The sequence below is a fragment of the Sphingomonas ginsenosidimutans genome (genome assembly GCF_002374835.1).
In the GTDB taxonomy this organism is placed as follows: Bacteria; Pseudomonadota; Alphaproteobacteria; order Sphingomonadales; family Sphingomonadaceae; genus Sphingomonas; species Sphingomonas ginsenosidimutans.
Window position 1 is genome coordinate 1,077,220 of the sequence record NZ_NWVD01000001.1, and the last position, 20,080, is coordinate 1,097,299.

A 20,080-nucleotide genomic window follows, 5' to 3' on the forward strand; every position below is an offset into this window, starting at 1 on the left:
GGACGGAGACGGGTGATGCGAAAGTGGATGGCGGTGCTGGCGGCGATGGCGCTTCTGCCCGGTATCGCGGCGGCGCGGCCCGCCGATCCGCGCGGGCAGAAGGAATATGATACGCTGCTGCGCGAGAACGTCGCCGGGCCGGCGACCGACTGCGTGATGCCATCGGGGATTTCGGGCACGCGGGTGATCGCGGGCAAGGGCATCGTCTATCGCGTCGGCGCGCGAAGCTACCTCAACGTGCCGAGCGTCGGGGCCGACCGGCTGGACGACAGCGACATCCTGGTCACCGACATCCGCGGCGGGCAATTGTGCCGCGGCGATGCGGTGCGGCTGGTCGATCGCAATTCGGGCATCCCGTCGGGGTTCGTGCGGCTGGACCGTTTCGTGCGGCTCGACCGGGTGCGCTGACCCTTACAATCGCGGCAGCGTGACGCCGCGCTGGCCCATATATTTGCCGGCGCGGTCGGCGTAGCTGACCTCGCACGGTTCGTTGCCCTGCAGGAACAGGAACTGGCACGCGCCTTCGTTGGCATAGATGCGCGCGGGCAGCGGCGTAGTGTTCGAGAATTCGAGGGTCACATGCCCCTCCCAACCCGGCTCCAGGGGCGTGACGTTCACGATGATGCCGCAGCGCGCATAGGTCGACTTGCCCAGGCAGATCACCAGCACGTCGCGCGGCACGCGGAAATATTCGACCGTGCGGGCGAGCGCGAAGCTGTTCGGCGGGATGATGCACACGTCGGTCTTGCGATCGACGAAGCTGTTGGCGGCGAAATCCTTGGGATCGACGATCGCATTGTCGACGTTGGTGAAGATCTTGAATTCGTCGGCGACGCGCGCGTCATAGCCGTAGGAGGACAGGCCGTAGCTGATGCAGCCGTCGCGGCGCTGATTTTCCACGAACGGTTCGATCATGCCGTCGGCGAGCGCGCGTTCGCGGATCCAGCGGTCGGACAGGATGGACATGGCGCGCTTTCTACCCCCGGTTGCGCCGCCGCTTTCGCCCGTCGCGGCGGGGGGTGCAAGAGGAACATCGCGCGCGCTACACTGGCCGGTACGATGATGCAGTTCCTCTACAGGGTGCGCCGCCGCGTGCTGGCGCTGCTGCGCTGGCGCACGCGCGGGGTGAAGGTCGCGGCGTTCGACGGCGGGGGCCGCGTGCTGCTGGTGCGGCACGGCTATGGCCGGTCGGACCTGTGGATGCTGCCGGGCGGCGGGCTGCACCGCGGCGAGCGCGCCGACGCCGGCGCGGTGCGCGAACTGGCGGAGGAGACCGGCTGCCGGCTGGCGGAGGCGGCGGTGCTCGCGCGGTTCGAGGCGCGTGCCGAAGGGCGGCGCGATACGGTGTGGCTGGTGCGCGGGCGGACCGACGACGCGCCGCAGCCGGACGGGCGCGAGGTGATCGAGGCGTGCTTCTTTTCGCCCGACGCACCCCCGCCGGAGGCGTCGCCCGCGACGCGGCGGCGGCTGGCGGAACTGGCGGCGGGGCGCGTCGCCGGGGGTGCGTGGTGAGCGGGGCGTTCGAGGGCTATTGGCACCGCGCGATGGGCGGCGACCATGCCGGCGTCGCGGTCGATCCCGGCGCCCGGCGTGCGATGATGCTGACCGAGGTGAGCGGGCGGACGCGCGCGGTGATGCCGCCCGCCGTCGCGACGGCGATCGGCTGGACGGACGGGGCGGCGTCGATCGCCGAGTGGCGCGCGCGGCTGGCCGCGGCGGGGATCGCGCTGAACGATCCCGATGCGCTGTTCCGCTGGGGCGGCGGGGACGCTGCCGACCCGCGGGCGCGCCGGTTGGGCCCGGAGGACGCGGCCGCCTTCGCGGCATTCCATGCCGCCGCGTCGGAGCAGGATCGCGAGGATGCGTGGGTCGAATGGGACCATGACGCGGTGTTCGGCGCGGTGATCGGCGGGGACGTGCTGTGCGCGGCGAGCCTGTATTGCTGGGCGGGGACGCCGATCGCGGATCTGGGCGTGCTGACGCTGCCGGCAGCGCGCGGGCAGGGGCTGGCGCGCGCGGTGGTGCGCGCCGCCGCGGCTTGGGCGGGCGGACAGGGATGGGCGCCGCAATATCGCTGTCAGACCGACAATGCGGCATCGCTGGCGCTGGCGCGATCGAGCGGCTTCGTGCGGTTCGGGACGTGGGAAGTGGCGATCGACGACTGACGCGGCGTGCCGTCGTCAGCGGTGCAGGCCGTTGGCGCGGTAGAAGGCGTCGACGCATGCGGGCGTGTCGAGGCGGATGACCGGCAGCGCCAGCGTATCGGCCATGCGGGCATAGCGGCGGCGGTTGGCGCGGGTGGTGATCGCGATATGGCGGAGCATCGCGGCCTTCACGCTGTCGCGCCCGCCCGCCAGCCCGCCGGCGCGGTCGCGTTCGAACCAGCACCGCCGCAGATAGCGCCACAGGCTGCGCGGCGTCGAGAGATCGAGCAGGATCAGCCCGGTCGCGCGATCGAGCCGTGCGGGCAGCAGGCGGGTGTAATTGCCGTCGATCACCCAGCGATCGCCGCGGATCGCGGCATCGTGCAGCGCGGCGAACGCCGCCGCGGGGCGCGGCACCCAATCGGTATCGGGCAGGTGATGCAACCGGTCGAGATGGACCGCCGGCAGCCCGCGCGCCCGCGCGATCGACTGCGCCAGCGTCGACTTCCCGCTGTTCGACGGACCCATGATGATGATCCGCGGCCCCAGATCGTCGAGCGTCATCGCCGTGTCCTCCGGGCGAAGCCGCCTAATATCCGCGTCGCCGTGCCGCAAGCGGTCCCGATGCGGGACAGGTGGGGCAAGCTTCCTAACGCTATCTTCACCTCTGCCGCCCATATCCGCGGCAGGTGGCACTGCGCCCGGCGGGTGCGGTGTGCGCGGAGGAGATCGTGATGCGTTTCGCCGGTGGTTCCAGGACCATGCTGACCCTGTCGACGGGAGCGATGCTGCTGGCGTCGTGCGCGGGTGCGGGGGGACGCCCCGAACTGCCGCCCGCCAGCTTCGTCGCGGCCAAGGAGCAGCCGGGCGAGGAATATGTCATCGGGCCGCTCGATTCGCTCAACATCTTCGTGTGGCGCAACCCGGAGCTGTCGGCCAAGGTGCAGGTGCGCCCCGACGGCCGCATCACCACGCCGCTGATCGCGGACATGCCGGCGGTGGGCAAGACCCCGTCGATGCTGGCCGCCGACATGAAGCTGGCGCTGGGCGAATATGTCCAGAACCCGATCGTGTCGGTGATCGTCGACAGCTTCTCCGGCACGTACAGCCAGCAGGTGCGGATCGTCGGCGCGACGCAGAAGCCCGCCAGCCTGCCGTACCGCGCCAACATGACGCTGCTGGACGCGATGATCGCGGTCGGCGGGCTGGGCGAATATGCCGCCGGCAACAAGGCGCGGCTGATCCGTTACGACCGCGCGACCGGCAAGCAGCGCGAATTCGCGCTGAAGATCAGCCGGCTGCTGAAGGACGGCGACGCCAGCGCCAACGTGAAGCTGGAACCGGGCGATGTCATCATCATCCCCGAGAGCATGTTCTAAAGGCCGTGGGCGGGATCATCGAAGAGATCAGGATCGCACTCCATGCGATCTGGACGCGCCGCTGGCTGGGGCTGGCGGTGGCGTGGGCGGTGTGCATCGCCGGCTGGCTGGTCGTCAGCCAGATGCCGAGCAAATACGAATCGCACGCGCGCGTGTTCGTCCAGCTGAACAACGTGCTGCCCGCCGGGGTCGACCCGTCGCAAGCAAGCGATGCGGCGCGCGACGTCGATACCGTGCGCCAGACGCTGACCAGCGCGGTCAGCCTGGAGAAGGTGGTGCGCGGCACCGACCTGGCGCAGACGGTGTCGAGCGACCGCGACGTCGCCGATCGCGTCGGCGGTTTGCAGAATGCGATCAAGATCGTCGCGCAGCAGGACAATCTGTTCGAGATCACGACCACCGCCGCGACCCCGCGGCTGGCGACGCAGATCACGCAGAAGCTGATCGACCTGTTCGTCGAGACCAACCTGTCCGAGGACCGGAACCAGAGCAGCCAGGCGATCACCTTCCTGGACGGGCAGCTCGACGCGCTGGGGCGCAAGCTGCAGGATGCCGAGGGCAAGCGCGCCGATTTCCAGAACCGTTATTTGGGCGCCTTGCCCGGCACCGGATCGATCGCCGACCGGATCGGCGCGGCGCGCACGCAGATGAGCCAGGTCGACGGCGATCTGGCCGCCGCGCAATCCAGCCTGGCGGCGATTTCGGGGCAGATGGCGGGGACGCAGCGCAGCGTTCCCGGCGGCGGCGGGATCGCCCCCGGTGTCGGCCCGGCGCGCGCGCGGCTGGCCCTGGTGCAGGGGCAGCTGGCCGATGCGCGCGCGCGGGGCTTTACCGACAGCCACCCCGACGTCGTCGCGCTGAAGCAGCAGCTGGCGCAGGCGCAGGCGGCGGCGCGCAACGAGCCGGTGGCGGCCGGCGCGGACGGCAGCGTGCCGAACCCGGCGTATCTGTCGCTTCAGGCGATGCTGGCGGACAAGCAGTCCGCGGTCGCCGCGTTGCAGATGCGCAAGCGGCAGTTGCAGGGCGACCTGGACCTGCTCAATTCCAAGCTGGCCGGCGACCCGGAAGTGGCCGCCGAACAGGGCGATATCGACCGCAATTACGACGTCCTCAAGCAGCAGTACGACCAGCTGCTCGCGCAGCGCGAACAGGTGAAGCTGCGCAGCAGCGCGCAGTCGCAGACCGATGCGGTGAAGTTCAGCGTGATCGATCCGCCGACCGTGCCGCGCACGCCGACCGCGCCGAACCGGCCGCTGTTGCTGACCGGAGTGCTGCTGGCGGGGCTGGCGGCGGGGATCGGCGCGGCGTTCGCGATCGGGCGCGTGCAGGCGACCTTCGCCACCGCGCAGCGGCTGGAGAAGGCGACCGGCATCGCCGTGATCGGATCGATCGGCGAGATGGTGACGCGCGCCCAGGCGGAGCGGCGGCGGCGCCAGCTGACGTGGTTCGCGGGCGGCGCGGCGGGTCTGGCGGTCGCCTATGTCGCGCTGCTGGGGGTGGAAATGCTTCAGCGGGGAATGGCGGCATGAGCGCGCGGCCCGAATCGCTGATCGAGCGCGCGGCGCGCGTCTATGACTTCAACGCGCATCTGCGCGGGCGCGCCGAAGCGCCGGTCGAGCCCATTGCCGCCGAGGAGCCGGCGCCCGTGCCGGTACGGGACGTGCCCGGGCCGGCACCGGCACCGGCACCGGCACCGGTCGGCACGCTGGCGGCGATCCCGGCGGAATTCCTGTCGGACAGCGACGACGACGGACTGGACGAATGGATCGCCCCGCCCAGCGACGTGGCGATGATCGACCGCACGATGCTGGCCGAGATGGGGATGCTGGTGCCCGGCGCACCGGTGGGGGCGCTGGCGGAGGAATTCCGGCTGGTGAAGCGCCAGCTGCTGCTGACGGCGCGGGTTGTCGCCGAAGGGCCGCTGCGGCAGCGCGCGCGCACGATCCTGGTCGGATCGGGCAAGCCGGGCGAGGGCAAGACGTTCTGCGCGATCAACCTGGCGATCAGCCTGGCGGCCGAGCGCGACGTCGAGATCCTGCTGGTGGACGCCGACTTCGCCAAGCCCGACGTGCTGGCGCGGCTGGGCGTGGACGGAGAGCATACCGGATTGCTCGACATCCTGGCCGATCCGCGGATCGACCCGGAGGCGTGCGTGATCCGCACCGACGTGCCGCAGCTGTCGCTGCTGGCGGCGGGCAAGCGCAGCCATTCGGACACCGAATTGCTCGCCTCGGCCCGCACCGGCGAGGTGCTCGACCGGCTGCTGGCGGCGAACCCGAAGCGGATCATCGTGTTCGATTCGCCGCCGGCACTGGCGGCGTCGCCGGCATCGGTGCTGGCGCTGCTGGTCGGTCAGGTGATGCTGGTGGTGCGGGCCGACCGCACGACCGAGGGTGACGTGCAGGAAGCGGTGCAGCTGCTGGACGGATGCGACGAAATCCACCTGGTGCTGAACGCGGTATCCTACGAACCGGGACGCGGGCGGTTCGGCAGCTATTACGGGCGGGGGGAGTGATGCGGGGGGCGTATATCGCGGCCGCGGCGCTGGCGCTGCTGGCCCCGGCGGGTGTCGCGGCGCAGGCGCCGGGCGATGCCGGTGCGGGCAACGGGGGCGGCGGCGCGGGCAATGGCGGTGCTGGCGGTCGCACCGCGCGCTACGTCCAGCCCTATATCGAGCTGGGGCAGGTGGTGACCGCCGACCTCACCACCGACGACGTGCTGACCTATACCCAGGTCGCCGCCGGGATCGACGCGGGGATCAGCAACGGACGTGCGCAGGGGCAGGTCAGCTATCGCTACGAACGGCGCATCGACTGGAACGGCGACGTCGGCGACCAGGATATCCACAGCGGGCTGGCGCTGGCGCAGGTGCGGCTGACGCCGTCGCTGTCGATGGAGGGCGGGGCGATCGCCACGCGCGCGCGCAGCGACATCCGCGGTGCGGCGCCGGGCAACCTGCTGGGCAATGCCGCCAACGTGTCGCAGCTCTATTCCTTCTACGCCGGGCCGACGCTGTCGACGCAGGTCGGGCTGCTGGACGTCGGTGCGGCCTATCGCTTCGGCTATACCAAGGTGGAGGTGCCGGACGTCCCCGCGCTGCTGCCCGGTCAGGCGCCGTTCGATTATTTCGACAGCTCGCGCAATCACATGGCGACCGCGACCGTCGGCGTGCCGGTGGGGCGTGTCGCGCCGTTCGGCGTGACCGTCAGCGGCGGGTGGGAGCGTGAGGACGCCGACCAGCTCGACCAGCGGTACGAGGGCTGGTTCGGCCGCGGCGACGTGGTGATGCCGCTGTCGCGTACCGTCGCGGTGCGCGCGGGCGTGGGGTATGAGAAGATCGAGGTCGGGCAGCGCGATGCGCTGGTGACCGGCGGCGTGCCGGTGCGCGATGCCGACGGGCGGTTCGTGACCGACCCGGCGTCGCCGGTGCGGATCGCGTACCAGACCGATGGGCTGATCTATGACGCCGGGGTGATCTGGCGCCCCAGCCCGCGGCTGGAGCTGCGCGCCAATGCCGGATATCGTTATGGCGGCGAGACCTATTTCGGGTCGCTCAGCTACGCCATGTCGCGCGACGTGGCGGTCAACGTGCTGCTGTACGACGGGATCGAGACGTTCGGGCGGCAGCTGCGCGACGGGCTGACGCAATTGCCGCGCGCGTTCGACACCAGCATCGACCCGTTCGGCCAGCAGTTCGGCGGGTGCGTGTTCGGCGCGCGGCCGGGGCAGGACGCGGGCGCCGGCGGCGGTGCGGGCGGGTGCCTGAACGACGTGTTCCAGTCGATCGCGACCGCCAGCTATCGCGCGCGCGGGATCGATGGCGTCATCAGCGCGTCGCGCGGGCGCACCAGCTTCGGGTTCGGCATGGGCTATGCCAACCGCCGCCTGTACGCGCCGCGCGGCGCGCCGGGCGTGACGGTGATCGGGCTGGAGGACGAAAGCGCCTATGCCCAGCTGTTCTGGTCGCGCGCGCTGTCGCGGGTGTCGAACCTGGATGCCAATGTCTTCGGCAACTGGTATTCCAGCGGGCTGCCGGGCGCCGGCGACGTCTATGGCTGGGGCGCGAACACCACCTATTCGCGCCAGTTCGGGCGGCTCGGCACGCTGGCGTCGATCGGCGTATACGGCTTCGACCAGAGCGGGATCGACACGCAATGGTCCGCGCAGGCGCTGGTCGGCGCGCGGTACAATTTCTGACGGACGCGAGACAGCGCATGTATGACGCATTCTACGGCCTGGCCGACCGCCCGTTCCAGCTGACGCCCGATCCACGTTTCTGGTGCGAGACGTCGACCCACCGCAAGGCGATGGCCTATCTGGGCTATGGCCTGGCACAGGGCGAGGGGTTCATCGTCATCACCGGCGATATCGGCGCGGGCAAGACCACGCTGGTCGGCCATCTGACCGCGCAGATCGACCCGGCGAACCTCAACGTCATCACGATCGTGTCGACCGCGGTGGAGCATGAGGACCTGTTGCGGATCGTCGCGCAGGGGCTGAACCTGGACCCGGCGGGCAAGACCAAGGCCGAGCTGCTGATGATCGTCGAGCGCGGGCTGCATGCGGTGGCGCGCACCGGGCGGCGCACGCTGCTGATCGTCGACGAGGCGCAGGCGCTGCCGCCGTCGGCGCTGGAGGAGCTGCGGATGCTCTCCAATTTCCAGGCGGGCGGGCGGGCGCTGGTGCAGATCTTCCTGCTGGGCCAGCCGGAGTTCCGCGAGCGGTTGAACGGATCGGACCGGCTGGAGCAGCTGCGCCAGCGGGTCATCGCGGTCCATCACCTCGACCCGATGGCGGCCGAGGAAGTGGAGGATTACGTCACCCACCGGCTGACCGTGGCGGGATGGACGGGGCGGCCGGCGTTTTCCGCCGATGCCTTCGCCGCGCTGCACCGCGCCACCGGCGGGGTGCCGCGGCGGCTGAACCATTTGATGACGCGCGTGCTGCTGCACGGATCGCTGGCGCAGGCGGAGACGATCGACGCGGCGCTGATCGCAGGCGTCGTCGCCGACGAGGAGCGCGACCTGCCCGCGCCGCGCGCCGATGCGCCCGCCACGCCGCGTCCGGCCGCGACCGTCGCCAACGACGCCGCCGCGACGACCCTCACGCGCGCCGACCCGCAGACCGAGGCGCGGATCGCGGCACTGGAGGCGCGGATCGCCGAGCAGGATGCCGCGCTACGCCGCGTGCTGACGCTGCTGGTCGACTGGGTGGAGGGCGACGCGGCGCGCGCGGAGGCGATGCGGGGGGCGGCGTGATGCGCCCCGATCCGGTCGTCGACGCCCCCATCCTGAATGCCATGTCGGTCGACGTGGAAGAATGGTTCCAGGTCGGCGCGTTCGAACGCACGATCGACAAGGCCGACTGGGCGACGCTGGAATCGCGCGTGGCGGACAACACCGCGCGCGTCATCGACCTGTTCGCTGCCGCGAACGTGCGCGCGACCTTCTTCACATTGGGCTGGGTGGCGGCGCGTAACCCCGCGCTGATGCAGCGGATCGCCGCGGCGGGGCATGAGGTCGCCAGCCACGGCTGGGATCACCGGCGCGTCTTCACGATGAGCGCGGAGGAATTCCGTGCCGACCTGCGCCGCGCGCGCGCCGCGCTGGAGGATGCCGGCGGGGTCGCGGTGACGGGTTATCGTGCGCCCAGCTTCTCGATCGACCGGCGCACGCCCTGGGCGCACGCGGTGCTGGCGGAGGAAGGCTATGCTTATTCCAGCAGTGTCGCACCGGTCGCGCACGACCATTACGGCTGGCGCGACAGCCCGCGCTATGCCTGGTCGCCGCTGGCGGATGCGGCGCTGGTCGAATTGCCGGTGACGGTGGCGGAGTTCGCCGGGCGGCGGATCGCGACGGGGGGCGGGTTCTTCCGGCTGCTGCCCGCCGCGCTGACCGATCATGCGCTGCGCCAGGTCCATGCCGCGGGCGCACCGGGTGTCTTCTATTTCCACCCGTGGGAGGTCGATCCCGGCCAGCCGCGCGTCGCGGGCGCGCCGCTGAAGTCACGGGTGCGGCATTACAGCCGGATCGGCGCAATGGCGGGCAAGCTCGACGGACTGCTGCGCCGGCACCGCTGGGGGCGGACCGACGCGGTGGTCGCGCGGCTGTCGCGATGACGATGCCGCTGACCACCGCGCCGGTCGGCGTGCGCCGCGCCGACGCGCGCGAGGTGGCGGCGTTCGTCGCGGCGCACCGCGATGCCACGCCCTTTCACCTGCCGGAATGGAGCGCGGCGGTGGAGCGCGGCTGCGGGCAGCGTGCGCACTGGCTGGTCGCCGAGCACGCCGACGGCGCGATGATCGGCGCGGTACCGCTGACCGAGATGCGATCGCCGCTGTTCGGGCGCGCGCTGGTGTCGGCGGGCTTCGCGGTCGATGGCGGGATGCTGGGCGACGCGGCGGCGGTGGCGCCGCTGGCGGCGGGCGCGGTGGCGCTGGCGCAGGAACGAGGCTGCCCCTCGGTCGAATGGCGTGGCGGGGCGGCACCGGCGGGCTGGGCGGTCGATACGACGAGCTATCTGGGCTTCGCGCGCGATCTGGCGGCGGACGACGATGCGGAATTGCTGGCTATCCCGCGCAAGCAGCGTGCCGAGGTACGAAAGGCGCTGGCGGGCGACCTGACCGTCCATGTCGCGCGCACGCGCGCGGCGGCGGACGAACATTATCGCATCTATGCCGAATCGGTGCGCAACCTGGGCACGCCGGTGTTTCCGCGCGCGCTGTTTCGTGCCGTGCTGGAGACGATGGACGCCGACGTCCTGACCGTCCGCCACGATGGCCGCGCGGTGGCGAGCGTGCTGAGCCTGTATCACCGCGGCACCGTCTATCCCTATTGGGGTGGCGGGACCGAGGCGGCGCGCGTCCTGCGCGCCAACGACCGGATGTATTTCGCGCTGATGGCGCATGCCCGCGCGCGCGGGTGCACCCGCTTCGACTTCGGGCGATCCAAGACCGGGACGGGCGCGGCGGCGTTCAAGAAGAACTGGGGGTTCGAGGGGCGGCCGCTGTCCTATTCGGTGTGGAGCGCGGGCGAACGGCGCGAGGTCAATCCGCTGAACCCCAGATATGCGTTGATGGTGAAGGCATGGCGGCGCCTGCCGCTGCCGGTCGCCAATGCGATCGGGCCGTGGATCAGCCGGGGGCTGGGGTGATCGCGGGCGCCAGCGGCGATGTGCTGTTCCTGGCGCATCGCGTGCCCTTTCCCCCCGATCGCGGCGACAAGATCAGAGGTTATCACATCCTGCGCCATCTGGCGGCGCGCGCGCGGGTGCATCTGGTCGCGTTCGCCGACGATCCGCGCGACCGGTCGCCCGCGGCGGCGTTCACCGACATGCTGGCCAGCCACACGATCGTGCCGCGCACCAAGAAGCAATGGCGCGCCGGGCTGGAGGCGCTGGCGAGCGGCCGGCCGCTGTCGCTGACCGCGTTCGATGACGATGCGGTACGGCGCGCGGTGACGGACGTGATGGCGCGGCAGAGGGTGACCTGCGCCTATGCCTTCTCCGGGCAGATGGCGCCGTATCTGCCGGCGAGGGTGCGGCGCGTCATGGATTTCGTCGATGCTGATTCGGCGAAGTTCGCCGCCTATGCTGCCGACGCGCGCGGGCCGATGCGCTGGATGCTGGCGCGCGAGGCGCGGTTGCTGGCGGCGTTTGAGCGCAGCGTGGCGGCGGCGGTCGACGCCAGCCTGTTCGTCAGCGCGGAGGAAGCCGCGCTGGTGCCGGGCGGACAGCCGCTGGAAAACGGCATCGACGCGGGGTTCTTCGACCCCGCGGCGTCGTTCGCGCCGGTCGCGGCGCCGGGCGTGCCGCTGATCGTCTTTACCGGGCAGATGGATTATCGCCCCAATGTCGAGGCGGTGACGGCGTTCGTGCGCGACACAATGCCTCAGCTGCCGCCGGCGCAGTTCGCGATCGTCGGGCGCGCGCCGACGCCCTCGGTACGCGCGCTGGTAGGGGAGCGGGTGACCGTGACCGGGGAGGTGGCGGACGTGCGCGGCTGGCTGGCGGCGGCGGATGTGGTGGTCGCGCCGCTGATGCTGGCGCGCGGTATCCAGAACAAGGTGCTGGAAGCGATGGCGATGGCGCGCCCGGTCGTCGCCAGCGCGGCCGCTGCCGAGGGGATCGACCATGGCGGCGCGCTGCGCGTCGCGGGCGATGCGGCGGCGATGGCGCGGGAGATTGCGGCGCTGCTGGCGGACCGGGATGCGGCGGCGGCGCTGGGGCGCGCGGCGCGGGCGCGGGTGATCGCACGCTATGACTGGGCGGCGCGGCTGGCGCCGCTGGACGCGATCGTCGGACTGGCGGCGTGAGCGACACGACCGTGGCGGCCGTGGTGGAGCGCAATGTGTGGCCGCGTCACCTTATCGCGCTGGCGGCGACCGCGGCGGCGCTGCTGCTGCTGTTCCGCGCCGATGTGGCGGCGATGACGCGCATCTGGTGGACCAGCACGACGTTCGGCCACTGCCTGTTCATCGCGCCGGTGGTCGCGTGGCTGGTGTGGACGCGGCGCGCGGGGCTGGCGCGGATCGTGCCGACCGGCTGGGCGCCGGGGGTGGCGATCACCGCGGGCGCGGCGTTCGTGTGGCTGCTGGGCGATGCGGGCGAGGTGGCGCTGGTGCGACAGGTCGCGCTGGTCGCGATGCTGGCGGGCGTGACGATCGCGGTGCTGGGGCCGAACGTGGCGCGCGCGCTGGCGTTTCCGATCGCCTATGCGTTCTTCATGGTGCCGTTCGGCGACGAGCTGGAACCGGTGTTGCAGGACGTGACGGTCGCGATGGTGATGCCGCTGCTCCATGTGGCGGGCGTGCCCGCCAGCGTCGACGGGGTGCTGATCCACGCCGGCCCCTATTATTTCGAGGTGGCGGAGGCGTGTTCGGGCGCCAAGTTCGTGATCGCGATGCTGGCCTATGGCGCGCTGGTCGCCAACACCTGTTTCAGCAGCTGGCGGCGGCGCGCGATCTGGATGGCGGCGTGTGTGATCGTGCCGGTGCTGGCCAATGCGGTGCGCGCGTTCGGGACGATCGTGGCGGCGCAGCGCTGGGGCGTCGCGGCGGCGACCGGGGTGGACCATATCGTCTATGGCTGGGTGTTCTTCGGCGTGGTGATGGCCGCGTTGATGGCGGCGGCGTGGCGGTGGTTTGACCGCGCGCCCGACGACCTGCCGTTCGATCCCGCGCGGCTGCGCCGCCCGGTGCGGATGATGCTGGCGCCTGCCATTGCCGGCGTGCTGGCGGTCGGCGCGGCGGCGGTGGCGCCGGCGACCAGCGCGAGCATCGCGGCGCGCGCGCTGGCGATGCCGCACCGCATCGCGTTGCCCGATGTGGCGGGATGGCAGCGCGTTGCGCCGGCGGCGGGCGCGGTCGCATGGGCACCGTGGCATCCGGGCGCGGACCATCATCTGTTCGCGCGCTACGGCGATGCGCGAGGGCAGGCGGTCGATTGGGCGCTGGCGGCCTATGCCGGGCAGGGCGAGGGGCGCAAGCTGGCGGCGTTCGGCACCGGTGCGCTGCGGCAGGGGGACCGCTGGATCCGCGTCGCCGATTTGCCGGCGATCGACGGCGGCCATGCGATGCGGATCGTCACCCGATCGGGCGGGGGCGGCGGCACCGTGGAGCGGATCGTCGTCACATGGTATCGCGTCGGCTGGACCGTGACCGGAGACGACAGAAGCGTGAAATGGGCGACGATGGCCGACCGGCTGCGCGGCGGCACGCAGACCGCGGTGGCGATGCATCTGTCGGCGGTGGTGCGCCCCGATGCGGGCGGCGTTCCCGCGGCGGTGGCGGCGATCCGCGCGTTTCGCGCCGCGATCGGCCCGGTCGGCCCGGCGGTCGACCGGATCGTGCGGCCGGCCTACTGACATGTGCGGAATCGCCGGACTGTTCTACCCCGCCACGCCCAAGCCGGTCGATCCGGCGCGGGTGGCGGCGATGGCCGATGCGATGGCGCACCGCGGCCCCGATGGCGCGGGGGTGTGGACCGCGCCGGGCGTCGGCCTGGCGCACCGCCGGCTGTCGATCATCGACATCGCCGGATCGCCGCAGCCGATGGCGAGCGCCGACGCGCGCCACGCGATCGTCTTCAACGGCGAGATCTACAATTACCGCGAATTGCGCGCCGAGCTGATCGAGCGTGGCTGCGTGTTCCGCAGCGATGGCGATACCGAGGTGTTGCTGCACGGTTATGCCCAATGGGGGCCGGCGCTGCTCGACCGACTGGTCGGGATGTTCGCCTTCGCGATCCACGATGCCGCGACGCAGACGCTGTTCGTCGCGCGCGACCGGCTGGGGGTGAAGCCGCTCCATTATGTCGAGCTGGCGGATGGCGCGCTGGCGTTCGCGTCGGAGCTGAAGGGGCTGCTGGCGCATCCGCTGCTGCGCCGTGCGCCGGACATACGCGCGGTCGAGGATTATCTGGCGTTCGGCTACGTCCCCGACGACGCCTGTATCGTCGCGGGGGTGAGGAAGCTGCCGGCGGGGCATTTCCTGCTGGTCGAGCGCGGGCGGCCGGTGCCCGCGCCGCGGCGCTGGTGGGACGTCAGCTTCGCCGATCGCGCGCGGGGTGGCACCGCGGCGCTGGAGGAGGAATTGCTGGCGCTGATGCGCGAGGGCGTGCGCTCGCGGATGGTCGCCGACGTGCCGCTGGGCGCATTCCTGTCGGGCGGGGTCGACAGTTCGGCGGTCGTCGCGCTGATGGCGGAGGCGAGCCGGCAGGCGGTGAAGACCTGCACGATCGGCTTCGACGAGGCGGGGCATGACGAACGCGGCTATGCCGCGCAGGTGGCGCAGCGGTTCGCGACCGCGCACCACGAACGGGTGGTGCGATCGGGCGACGTCGCGCTGATCGACACGATCGTCCACGCCTTCGACGAACCGTTCGCGGATGCCTCCGCGCTCGCGACCTATCAGGTGGCGGCGCTGGCGCGGGAGACGGTGACGGTGGCGCTGTCGGGCGACGGCGCGGACGAGGCGCTGGCCGGATACCGCCGTCACCGCTTCCAGCATGCCGAGGAGCGGGTGCGCGGGATCGTCCCTGCCGCATGGCGCGCGCCGCTGTTCGGGACGCTGGGGCGCGCCTGGCCGAAGGCGGACTGGGCGCCGCGCCCGCTGCGCGCGAAGACGACGCTGCTGGCGCTCGCGGGCGACGGGGCGGAGGGCTATGCGCGCGCCGTGGGGGTGACCACGCCCGAACTGCGCGCGGCGCTGTTCACCGATGCGGCCAAGCGCGCGCTGTCAGGGCACCGGGCGGAAGACCGCTATGTCGCGGCGATGCGCGATGCGCCGGCGCGCGACGCGCTGGACCGCGCGCAATATGCCGACCTGAAGATCTGGCTGCCCGGCGATATCCTGACCAAGACCGACCGGACCAGCATGGCGGTATCGCTGGAAGCGCGCGAGCCGTTGCTGGACCACCGGCTGATCGAATTCGCCGCGCGGCTGCCGGTGGGGGTGCGGCTGCGCGGCGGGCAGGGCAAGTGGCTGATGAAGAAGGCGATGGAGCGCTATCTGCCGCGCGAGATCCTGTACCGGCCGAAGATGGGGTTCGTGACCCCGGTGAGCGCGTGGTTCCGGGCTGCGCTGGCGGAGGAGGCCGCGGGGCTGGCGCGATCGCGCACGCTGGCGGACACCGGCTGGTTCGACCTCGACCGGCTGGCACGGCTGGCGGAGGCGCACCGCCACGGGCGCGAGGAACATGGGCGGACGCTGTGGCAGTTCGTGATGCTGGAGCGGAGCCTGACGCGGTTGTTCGGGTAGCGGCGGGCGCGCGACGATCGAGGGGATCGCCGGCTGGCGCGTAATGCGGCGGAAGGCCCCAGCCTGCGCTGGGGCGACGCGGGTCGGGGCGGCGCGGCTCAGCGTTTCCTTGCCGCCTTGCCGACCGGGACGAAGCGGATCGCCTGGCCGCCGCCGGGGGCGAGCGCGATGGTCAGCCGGTCGCCGCGGCGGACCGTCTTCGTCTCCACCGTCATCGCGTGGCGCGCGGCGGTGCGATAGTCGGCGCCGGGACCGTCGCGGTAGATCTCGGCGGTATAGGCGCGTCCGGCATCGAGGAAGTCGAGCGCGACGGTGAAGCTGCGCGCTTCCTCATCGCCCACCGATCCCAGGAACCATTCGTCGGACCCCTTCTTGCGCCGGACGACGGTGGCATAGTCGCCGACTTCGCCGTTCAGGACGCGCGTCTCGCTCCAGTCGGTCGGCACCGCGCGCAGGAACGGCAGCGTGGCGGGATATTGTGCGTAGGCCTCCGGCGTGTCGGCGACCATCACCACGGGCGAGTAGAGGACGACGTAATTGGCCAGCTGCTTGGCCAGCGTAGAGGGGATGTCGCTGTCATCCGACCCCTTCAGGCTGACGATGCCGGGGGTGAAGTCCATCGGCCCGCCCAGCAGCTGGGTGAAGACGAGGTTCGCTTCATGCTCTGGCGGGTTCTTGTCCTGCCAGCTCATATATTCCATCCCGCGCCCGCCCTCACGCGCGACCCAATTGGGCCAGGTGCGGCGCAGCCCGGTGTCCTTGACCGGTTCGTGGCTGTCGATGGAGACATGATATTTCGCGGCGGTTTCAACGACGCGGGCGTAATGGTTCACCATCCACTGCCCTTCGTGCCATTCGCGATGCTGCGACCCGTCGGGGTCGACGCGCTCGATCTGCCCGGCGTCGGTGACATAGCCGGTCTTGACCACCGGGATGCCGTGGTCGGCAGCATATTTGAACGCGCGGTCCAGCTGCGCATCGTAATGGCTGGCCGAGCCGCCGGTTTCGTTGTGCCCGATCAGGTACACGCCCTTCGCCTTGCCATAGCGTTGCAGTTCGGCGGCGTCGAAATCCTCGGTCGGCTGGTCGAACTGCATGTCGTTGCCGTTGCCGAACCAGTCGCCGTCCCAGCCGACGTTCCACCCCTCGACCAGCACGCCGGGGATGCCGTTGGCGGCGGCGAAGTCGATGTAGCGTTTGACGTTGGCGGTCGTCGCGCCGTGCTTGGCCCCGCGCGACCACGTCCATTTGCCGGTGATCATGTTCCACCACACGCCGACGAACTTGCCGGGGCGGATCCACCAGGATGTGTCGCCCAGCTTGTTCGGCTCGTTGAGGTTCAGCTCGATCCGGCTGGCGGCGTAGAGGCCCGCCGCATCGTCGGCGATCGCGATCGTGCGCCACGGCGTGGAGAAGCCCGCGGCACGCGATACCGAGGCGGCGGCCGATCCGGGCGTCAGGTCGGCGATGAAGGCATTGGGGCGATCCGAGCGGCGCAGGTTCATCGCGGCATAATCGACCAGCGCGGCTTCGTGGATGGCGACATGCGTGCCGCTGGCCAGCTTCACTGTCATCACCGTCTGCGCGGTGCCGACGCCGTCGAGCGGGGTCTTGCGGTAGCGATATTCCTCGCGGTTCCACAGATAGGCGGGCTTCCACCACGCGGTGCCCGGTTCGGCGAAGGCGAATTCGGTCAGCTCGCCGGCGATGTTGGCCTGTTTCAGATGGGCCTGCGCGGGCAGGGTGTAGCGGAAGCCGACGCCGTCGTCGAAGATGCGGAAGGTGACGCCGATCTCGCGCTGCAGCCGGGTCGCCTCGCGCAGGCGGACGGTCAGTTCGTTGTGGCGATCGCGGATCGTCTCCCATTCGCCCCACGGCTGGCGCCAGGTCGTGTCGGCGCGATCGCGCGACGTGCCGACCAGCGCGAGCGCGCGGTCGATCTTCGGCGCGTCGGTGAACAGGAAGCCCAGCCGGCTGTCGTTGAGGATCGCGCGCCCGTCACGCGCGACCGCATAGCTGGCGCCCCCTTCGCCATCGAGCGAGACGGTGACGGTGATGCGCCCGTCGGGGGAGGCACCCTTCGCCACCACCTGCGTCTTCGGGCGGTTCGCCAGATCGTCCTGCGCGGCGGCGGGGGGCGCCAGCGTGATCGCGGCCAGCGTCAGCAGGGCTGGCATGGTGATACGGCGGGTCATCGTCGCTCCTTTGGAATCCTCTCGCGCGACAACGCCTATACCGGTGCGCGCCGGGCGGGGAGCGAAATCGGACCGCCCGACGCGGCCGGCGGCCGATCCCGCCGGCCGCCGGCTTGCCGGATCAGGGGGCGACCACCGAACAGGCGGTACCCGCCTTCGTGCAGGCGCGCTGTGCATCGGCGCGCGAGGCGAAGCCGGTCGCCTGAAGCCGGGTGAGGCCGCCCGCGCGGACGTAATCGGCGCGGCCGCCGACGCGCGCGCCGACCTGCGACCAGAGCGCGCGCGCGTTGGCGGCGTCGCGGAACGCGCCGAGCTGGATGCGCCAGGCGCCACCGGCGGGTTTGGCGGCAGGCTTGGGCGCGGGGGCGGCTGGCTTGGGCTTGGGCGTCGCGGCCGGGGCGGTCGAGGTCGCGACCGGCTTGGGCGCGGTCGGGACGGTCACGCCGCCGGGCGCTGAATAGCTGGCGCCGGGACGGGTGGGGGTCGCCGCCGGCTTGGGGGTGGCAGGCGTGGGAGTGGCCGGCTTGGGTGCGGCCGGCTTCGGCGCGGGAGCGGTGGGGGCAGGCGCGGCCGCGGCGACCTGTACCGCGCGGCCGCGCGCCTCGATCTGCTGCGCCATCGCGATCCCTTCGCGCCGCTGATCCTCCGGGATGTAGCGATCCATCTGCGCCAGCGTCTGCGACCCCTGCGGTAGGCCCTGCTGCGACGATCGCGTTACCAGCGCATAGGCGCGCGTCCAGTCGCGTGACACCGCATCGCCGTTGAACAGCATCGTGCCCAGCACCAGCTCCGCGCGCTTCTCGTCACGCGCCACGGCCTTTTCCAGCCACGGCAGCGCATCCGCCTTGCGATCGTTCTGGAACAGCGACAGGCCGTAATTGTCCTCCGCCTGAGGATGTCCCTGCATCGCGGCCTTGCGGAACCATTCCAGCGCCTGCGCCTGATCGGCCGGGACGCCGCGGCCCAATTTGTACGCCTGGCCCAGATTGAACTGCGCATCGGCATCGCCCGCGGCGGCGGGCGCGCGCCATTGTTCGACCGCCTTGGCGTAGTCGCCGCTGCTCCATGCCTCGACACCCGCCTTCACATCGGCCGCGGCAACCGCCGGCGCCAGCATCGCCACCGCGGCGAGCGCCGCCACCAGACTGCCCTTCATCGCGCATATCCCCTTACACGCCGGCCCCATGTGCCGGCTTCATGCCTTACCACGGCCATGCGCGCAAAGGCATTAACCATCCGTCATCACCGTGGGCGGCGTGCCATCGCGTCCGATCGTTTCGCAACGGCATTAACGGTTCGTCCACATCGCCGTGGCATTCCCGCAGCCGAAACGTCGACGAGGTGAACGGGGCGAGATGCGCATACTGGCGATGGCATCGCAGAAGGGCGGGTCGGGGAAGACCACGCTGTCCGGGCATCTGGCGGTGCAGGCGCAGCGCGCCGGTGCCGGCCCGGTGGTGCTGATCGACATCGATCCGCAAGGATCGCTGGCGGACTGGTGGAACGAGCGCGAGGAGGAATATCCCGCCTTCGCGCAGACCACGGTCGCGCGGCTGGCCGCGGACCTTGAGGTGCTGCGGCAGCAGGGGTTCAAGCTGGCGGTGATCGACACCCCGCCAGCGATCACCATGGCGATCCAGAGCGTCATCCAGGTCGCCGAGCTGATCGTCATTCCGACCCGCCCCAGCCCGCACGACCTGCGCGCGGTCGGCGCGACCGTCGACCTGTGCGAACGGTCGGGCAAGCCGCTGATCTTCGTCGTCAACGCCGCCACGCCCAAGGCGCGGATCACGTCCGATGCGGCGGTCGCTCTGTCCCAACATGGGACGGTAGCGCCGATCACGGTGCATCAACGCACCGATTTCGCCGCGTCGATGATCGACGGGCGGACGGTGATGGAGGTCGACCCCAAGGGCCGCTCCGCCGCCGAGATCGCCGAGTTGTGGGACTATGTCTCCGACCGGCTGGAGAAGAATTTCCGCCGCACGGTCTTTTCCGCGCCCAAGCCGGGCGCCGGATACGGATCGGTACGGCCACAGGCGGGCGGCTTTGGCCGCCGGGTGGTGGGCTGATGCTGAGCACCAAACCGCTGGCGTCGCTGACCTCCGGGCTGCTCGCGCGCAAGGGACAGGCGCGACCGGCGATGCGCCGGCAGGGCGCGTCGCTGACCGCGCTGTCGCACGCCGGGGAGGAACTGGGCTGGAACGACATGGGCACCGCCCCGGCCGCGCCCGAGCCGCTGCCGCTGGTGCTGGAGGAGCGCGCGCAGTTGCAAGCCGCGCTGGTGGTGGAAGAGGAGGAGTCGGCGACGGCGCCCGCCGCCGCTCCGGTCGTCGCCGCCGCTCCGGTCGTCGCCGCCGCGCCGGTCGTTGCCGCCGCGCCGGCTCAGCTGCCACTGCCGGCATCGGGGCGCAAGGCCGCCTTCACGCTGCGGCTGGACCGCGAACGCCACCTGCGGCTGCGGCTGGCGGCGGCGGTGCGCGGCCAGTCCGCGCAGCAGCTTGTCACGCACGCGCTCGACGCGCTGATCGCCACCATGCCCGAGGTGGAGGCGCTGCGCGCGCAGCTGCCCGACGACGGGCAGACGATCGTTCGGGGGGACTGAT

19 protein-coding genes are annotated in these 20,080 nt (G+C 71.4%); 15 read left to right on the top strand and 4 right to left on the bottom strand.

The window, feature by feature from the left end:
* The first annotated feature begins 15 nt into the window (after positions 1-15).
* The gene (locus COA17_RS05015; protein WP_096610484.1) at positions 16-408 is read left to right on the top strand and encodes a hypothetical protein; all 393 of its coding nucleotides are present in this window, start codon (positions 16-18) and stop codon (positions 406-408) included.
* Between the two features lie 3 nt (positions 409-411).
* Here the strand turns inward: COA17_RS05015 and dcd are convergent, their stop codons facing one another.
* Positions 412-966, bottom strand: coding sequence for a dCTP deaminase (gene dcd / locus COA17_RS05020; protein ID WP_066709402.1), 555 nt, complete (start codon positions 964-966; stop codon positions 412-414).
* 93 nt (positions 967-1,059) lie between these two features.
* On the opposite strand from dcd, the gene COA17_RS05025 reads away from it, so the two are divergent.
* On the top strand, positions 1,060-1,512 hold the full coding sequence (locus tag COA17_RS05025; RefSeq protein ID WP_096610486.1) for an NUDIX domain-containing protein: 453 nt from the start codon (positions 1,060-1,062) through the stop codon (positions 1,510-1,512).
* The gene (locus COA17_RS05030) at positions 1,509-2,165 is read left to right on the top strand and encodes a GNAT family N-acetyltransferase (protein ID WP_096610488.1); all 657 of its coding nucleotides are present in this window, start codon (positions 1,509-1,511) and stop codon (positions 2,163-2,165) included. The genes COA17_RS05025 and COA17_RS05030 overlap by 4 nt, the downstream gene beginning before the upstream one ends.
* A 15-nt stretch (positions 2,166-2,180) precedes the next feature.
* On the opposite strand, the gene COA17_RS05035 is transcribed toward COA17_RS05030, so the two are convergent.
* Entirely contained in the window at positions 2,181-2,708 is a 528-nt protein-coding gene (locus COA17_RS05035; protein ID WP_066486323.1) for a P-loop NTPase family protein, read from the bottom strand.
* 170 nt (positions 2,709-2,878) lie between these two features.
* Between COA17_RS05035 and COA17_RS05040 the strand changes: the two genes are divergently transcribed.
* Genes COA17_RS05040 through COA17_RS05085 form a run of 10 tightly spaced genes read left to right on the top strand, consistent with a single transcriptional unit; the run spans position 2,879 to position 15,279 of the window.
* Positions 2,879-3,523 (top strand): XrtA/PEP-CTERM system exopolysaccharide export protein, encoded by a 645-nt coding sequence (locus COA17_RS05040; RefSeq protein ID WP_066486330.1) that lies wholly within the window; start codon positions 2,879-2,881, stop codon positions 3,521-3,523.
* A gap of 5 nt (positions 3,524-3,528) precedes the next feature.
* Positions 3,529-5,052, top strand: coding sequence for an XrtA system polysaccharide chain length determinant (locus tag COA17_RS05045; RefSeq protein ID WP_066486325.1), 1,524 nt, complete (start codon positions 3,529-3,531; stop codon positions 5,050-5,052).
* Positions 5,049-6,038 (top strand): AAA family ATPase, encoded by a 990-nt coding sequence (locus COA17_RS05050; protein WP_096610490.1) that lies wholly within the window; start codon positions 5,049-5,051, stop codon positions 6,036-6,038. The genes COA17_RS05045 and COA17_RS05050 overlap by 4 nt, the downstream gene beginning before the upstream one ends.
* Positions 6,038-7,720, top strand: a complete 1,683-nt coding sequence (locus COA17_RS05055) for a hypothetical protein (protein WP_096610492.1) — start codon at positions 6,038-6,040, stop codon at positions 7,718-7,720. Before COA17_RS05050 ends, COA17_RS05055 begins: the two co-directional genes overlap by 1 nt.
* 17 nt (positions 7,721-7,737) lie before the next feature.
* Entirely contained in the window at positions 7,738-8,781 is a 1,044-nt protein-coding gene (locus COA17_RS05060; RefSeq protein WP_096610494.1) for an ExeA family protein, read from the top strand.
* A complete protein-coding gene (locus COA17_RS05065; protein ID WP_066486276.1) occupies positions 8,781-9,641 on the top strand; it encodes an XrtA system polysaccharide deacetylase in 861 nt (286 codons plus the stop codon). The genes COA17_RS05060 and COA17_RS05065 overlap by 1 nt, the downstream gene beginning before the upstream one ends.
* Positions 9,638-10,675 (top strand): FemAB family XrtA/PEP-CTERM system-associated protein, encoded by a 1,038-nt coding sequence (locus tag COA17_RS05070; RefSeq protein WP_096610496.1) that lies wholly within the window; start codon positions 9,638-9,640, stop codon positions 10,673-10,675. The genes COA17_RS05065 and COA17_RS05070 overlap by 4 nt, the downstream gene beginning before the upstream one ends.
* Positions 10,651-11,835, top strand: a complete 1,185-nt coding sequence (locus tag COA17_RS05075; RefSeq protein ID WP_245857425.1) for a TIGR03087 family PEP-CTERM/XrtA system glycosyltransferase — start codon at positions 10,651-10,653, stop codon at positions 11,833-11,835. The genes COA17_RS05070 and COA17_RS05075 overlap by 25 nt, the downstream gene beginning before the upstream one ends.
* Entirely contained in the window at positions 11,832-13,385 is a 1,554-nt protein-coding gene (gene xrtA, locus COA17_RS05080) for an exosortase A (RefSeq protein WP_245857426.1), read from the top strand. The genes COA17_RS05075 and xrtA overlap by 4 nt, the downstream gene beginning before the upstream one ends.
* Position 13,386: 1 nt before the next feature.
* Positions 13,387-15,279, top strand: a complete 1,893-nt coding sequence (locus COA17_RS05085) for an XrtA/PEP-CTERM system amidotransferase (RefSeq protein ID WP_096610500.1) — start codon at positions 13,387-13,389, stop codon at positions 15,277-15,279.
* 98 nt (positions 15,280-15,377) lie between these two features.
* On the opposite strand, the gene COA17_RS05090 is transcribed toward COA17_RS05085, so the two are convergent.
* A complete protein-coding gene (locus COA17_RS05090; RefSeq protein WP_096610502.1) occupies positions 15,378-17,474 on the bottom strand; it encodes a glycoside hydrolase family 97 protein in 2,097 nt (698 codons plus the stop codon).
* A 121-nt stretch (positions 17,475-17,595) separates the two neighbouring features.
* On the bottom strand, positions 17,596-18,630 hold the full coding sequence (locus COA17_RS05095; RefSeq protein WP_096610504.1) for an SPOR domain-containing protein: 1,035 nt from the start codon (positions 18,628-18,630) through the stop codon (positions 17,596-17,598).
* Positions 18,631-18,829: 199 nt separating this feature from the next.
* Here COA17_RS05095 and COA17_RS05100 point away from each other — a divergent pair, with 199 nt between their 5' ends.
* Together COA17_RS05100 and COA17_RS05105 are read left to right on the top strand one after the other, a co-directional pair.
* Complete coding sequence (locus COA17_RS05100; RefSeq protein ID WP_066489645.1) at positions 18,830-19,546, top strand: ParA family protein; 717 nt, start codon at positions 18,830-18,832, stop codon at positions 19,544-19,546.
* Complete coding sequence (locus tag COA17_RS05105) at positions 19,546-20,079, top strand: hypothetical protein (protein ID WP_096610506.1); 534 nt, start codon at positions 19,546-19,548, stop codon at positions 20,077-20,079. The genes COA17_RS05100 and COA17_RS05105 overlap by 1 nt, the downstream gene beginning before the upstream one ends.
* Position 20,080 lies beyond the last annotated feature (1 nt).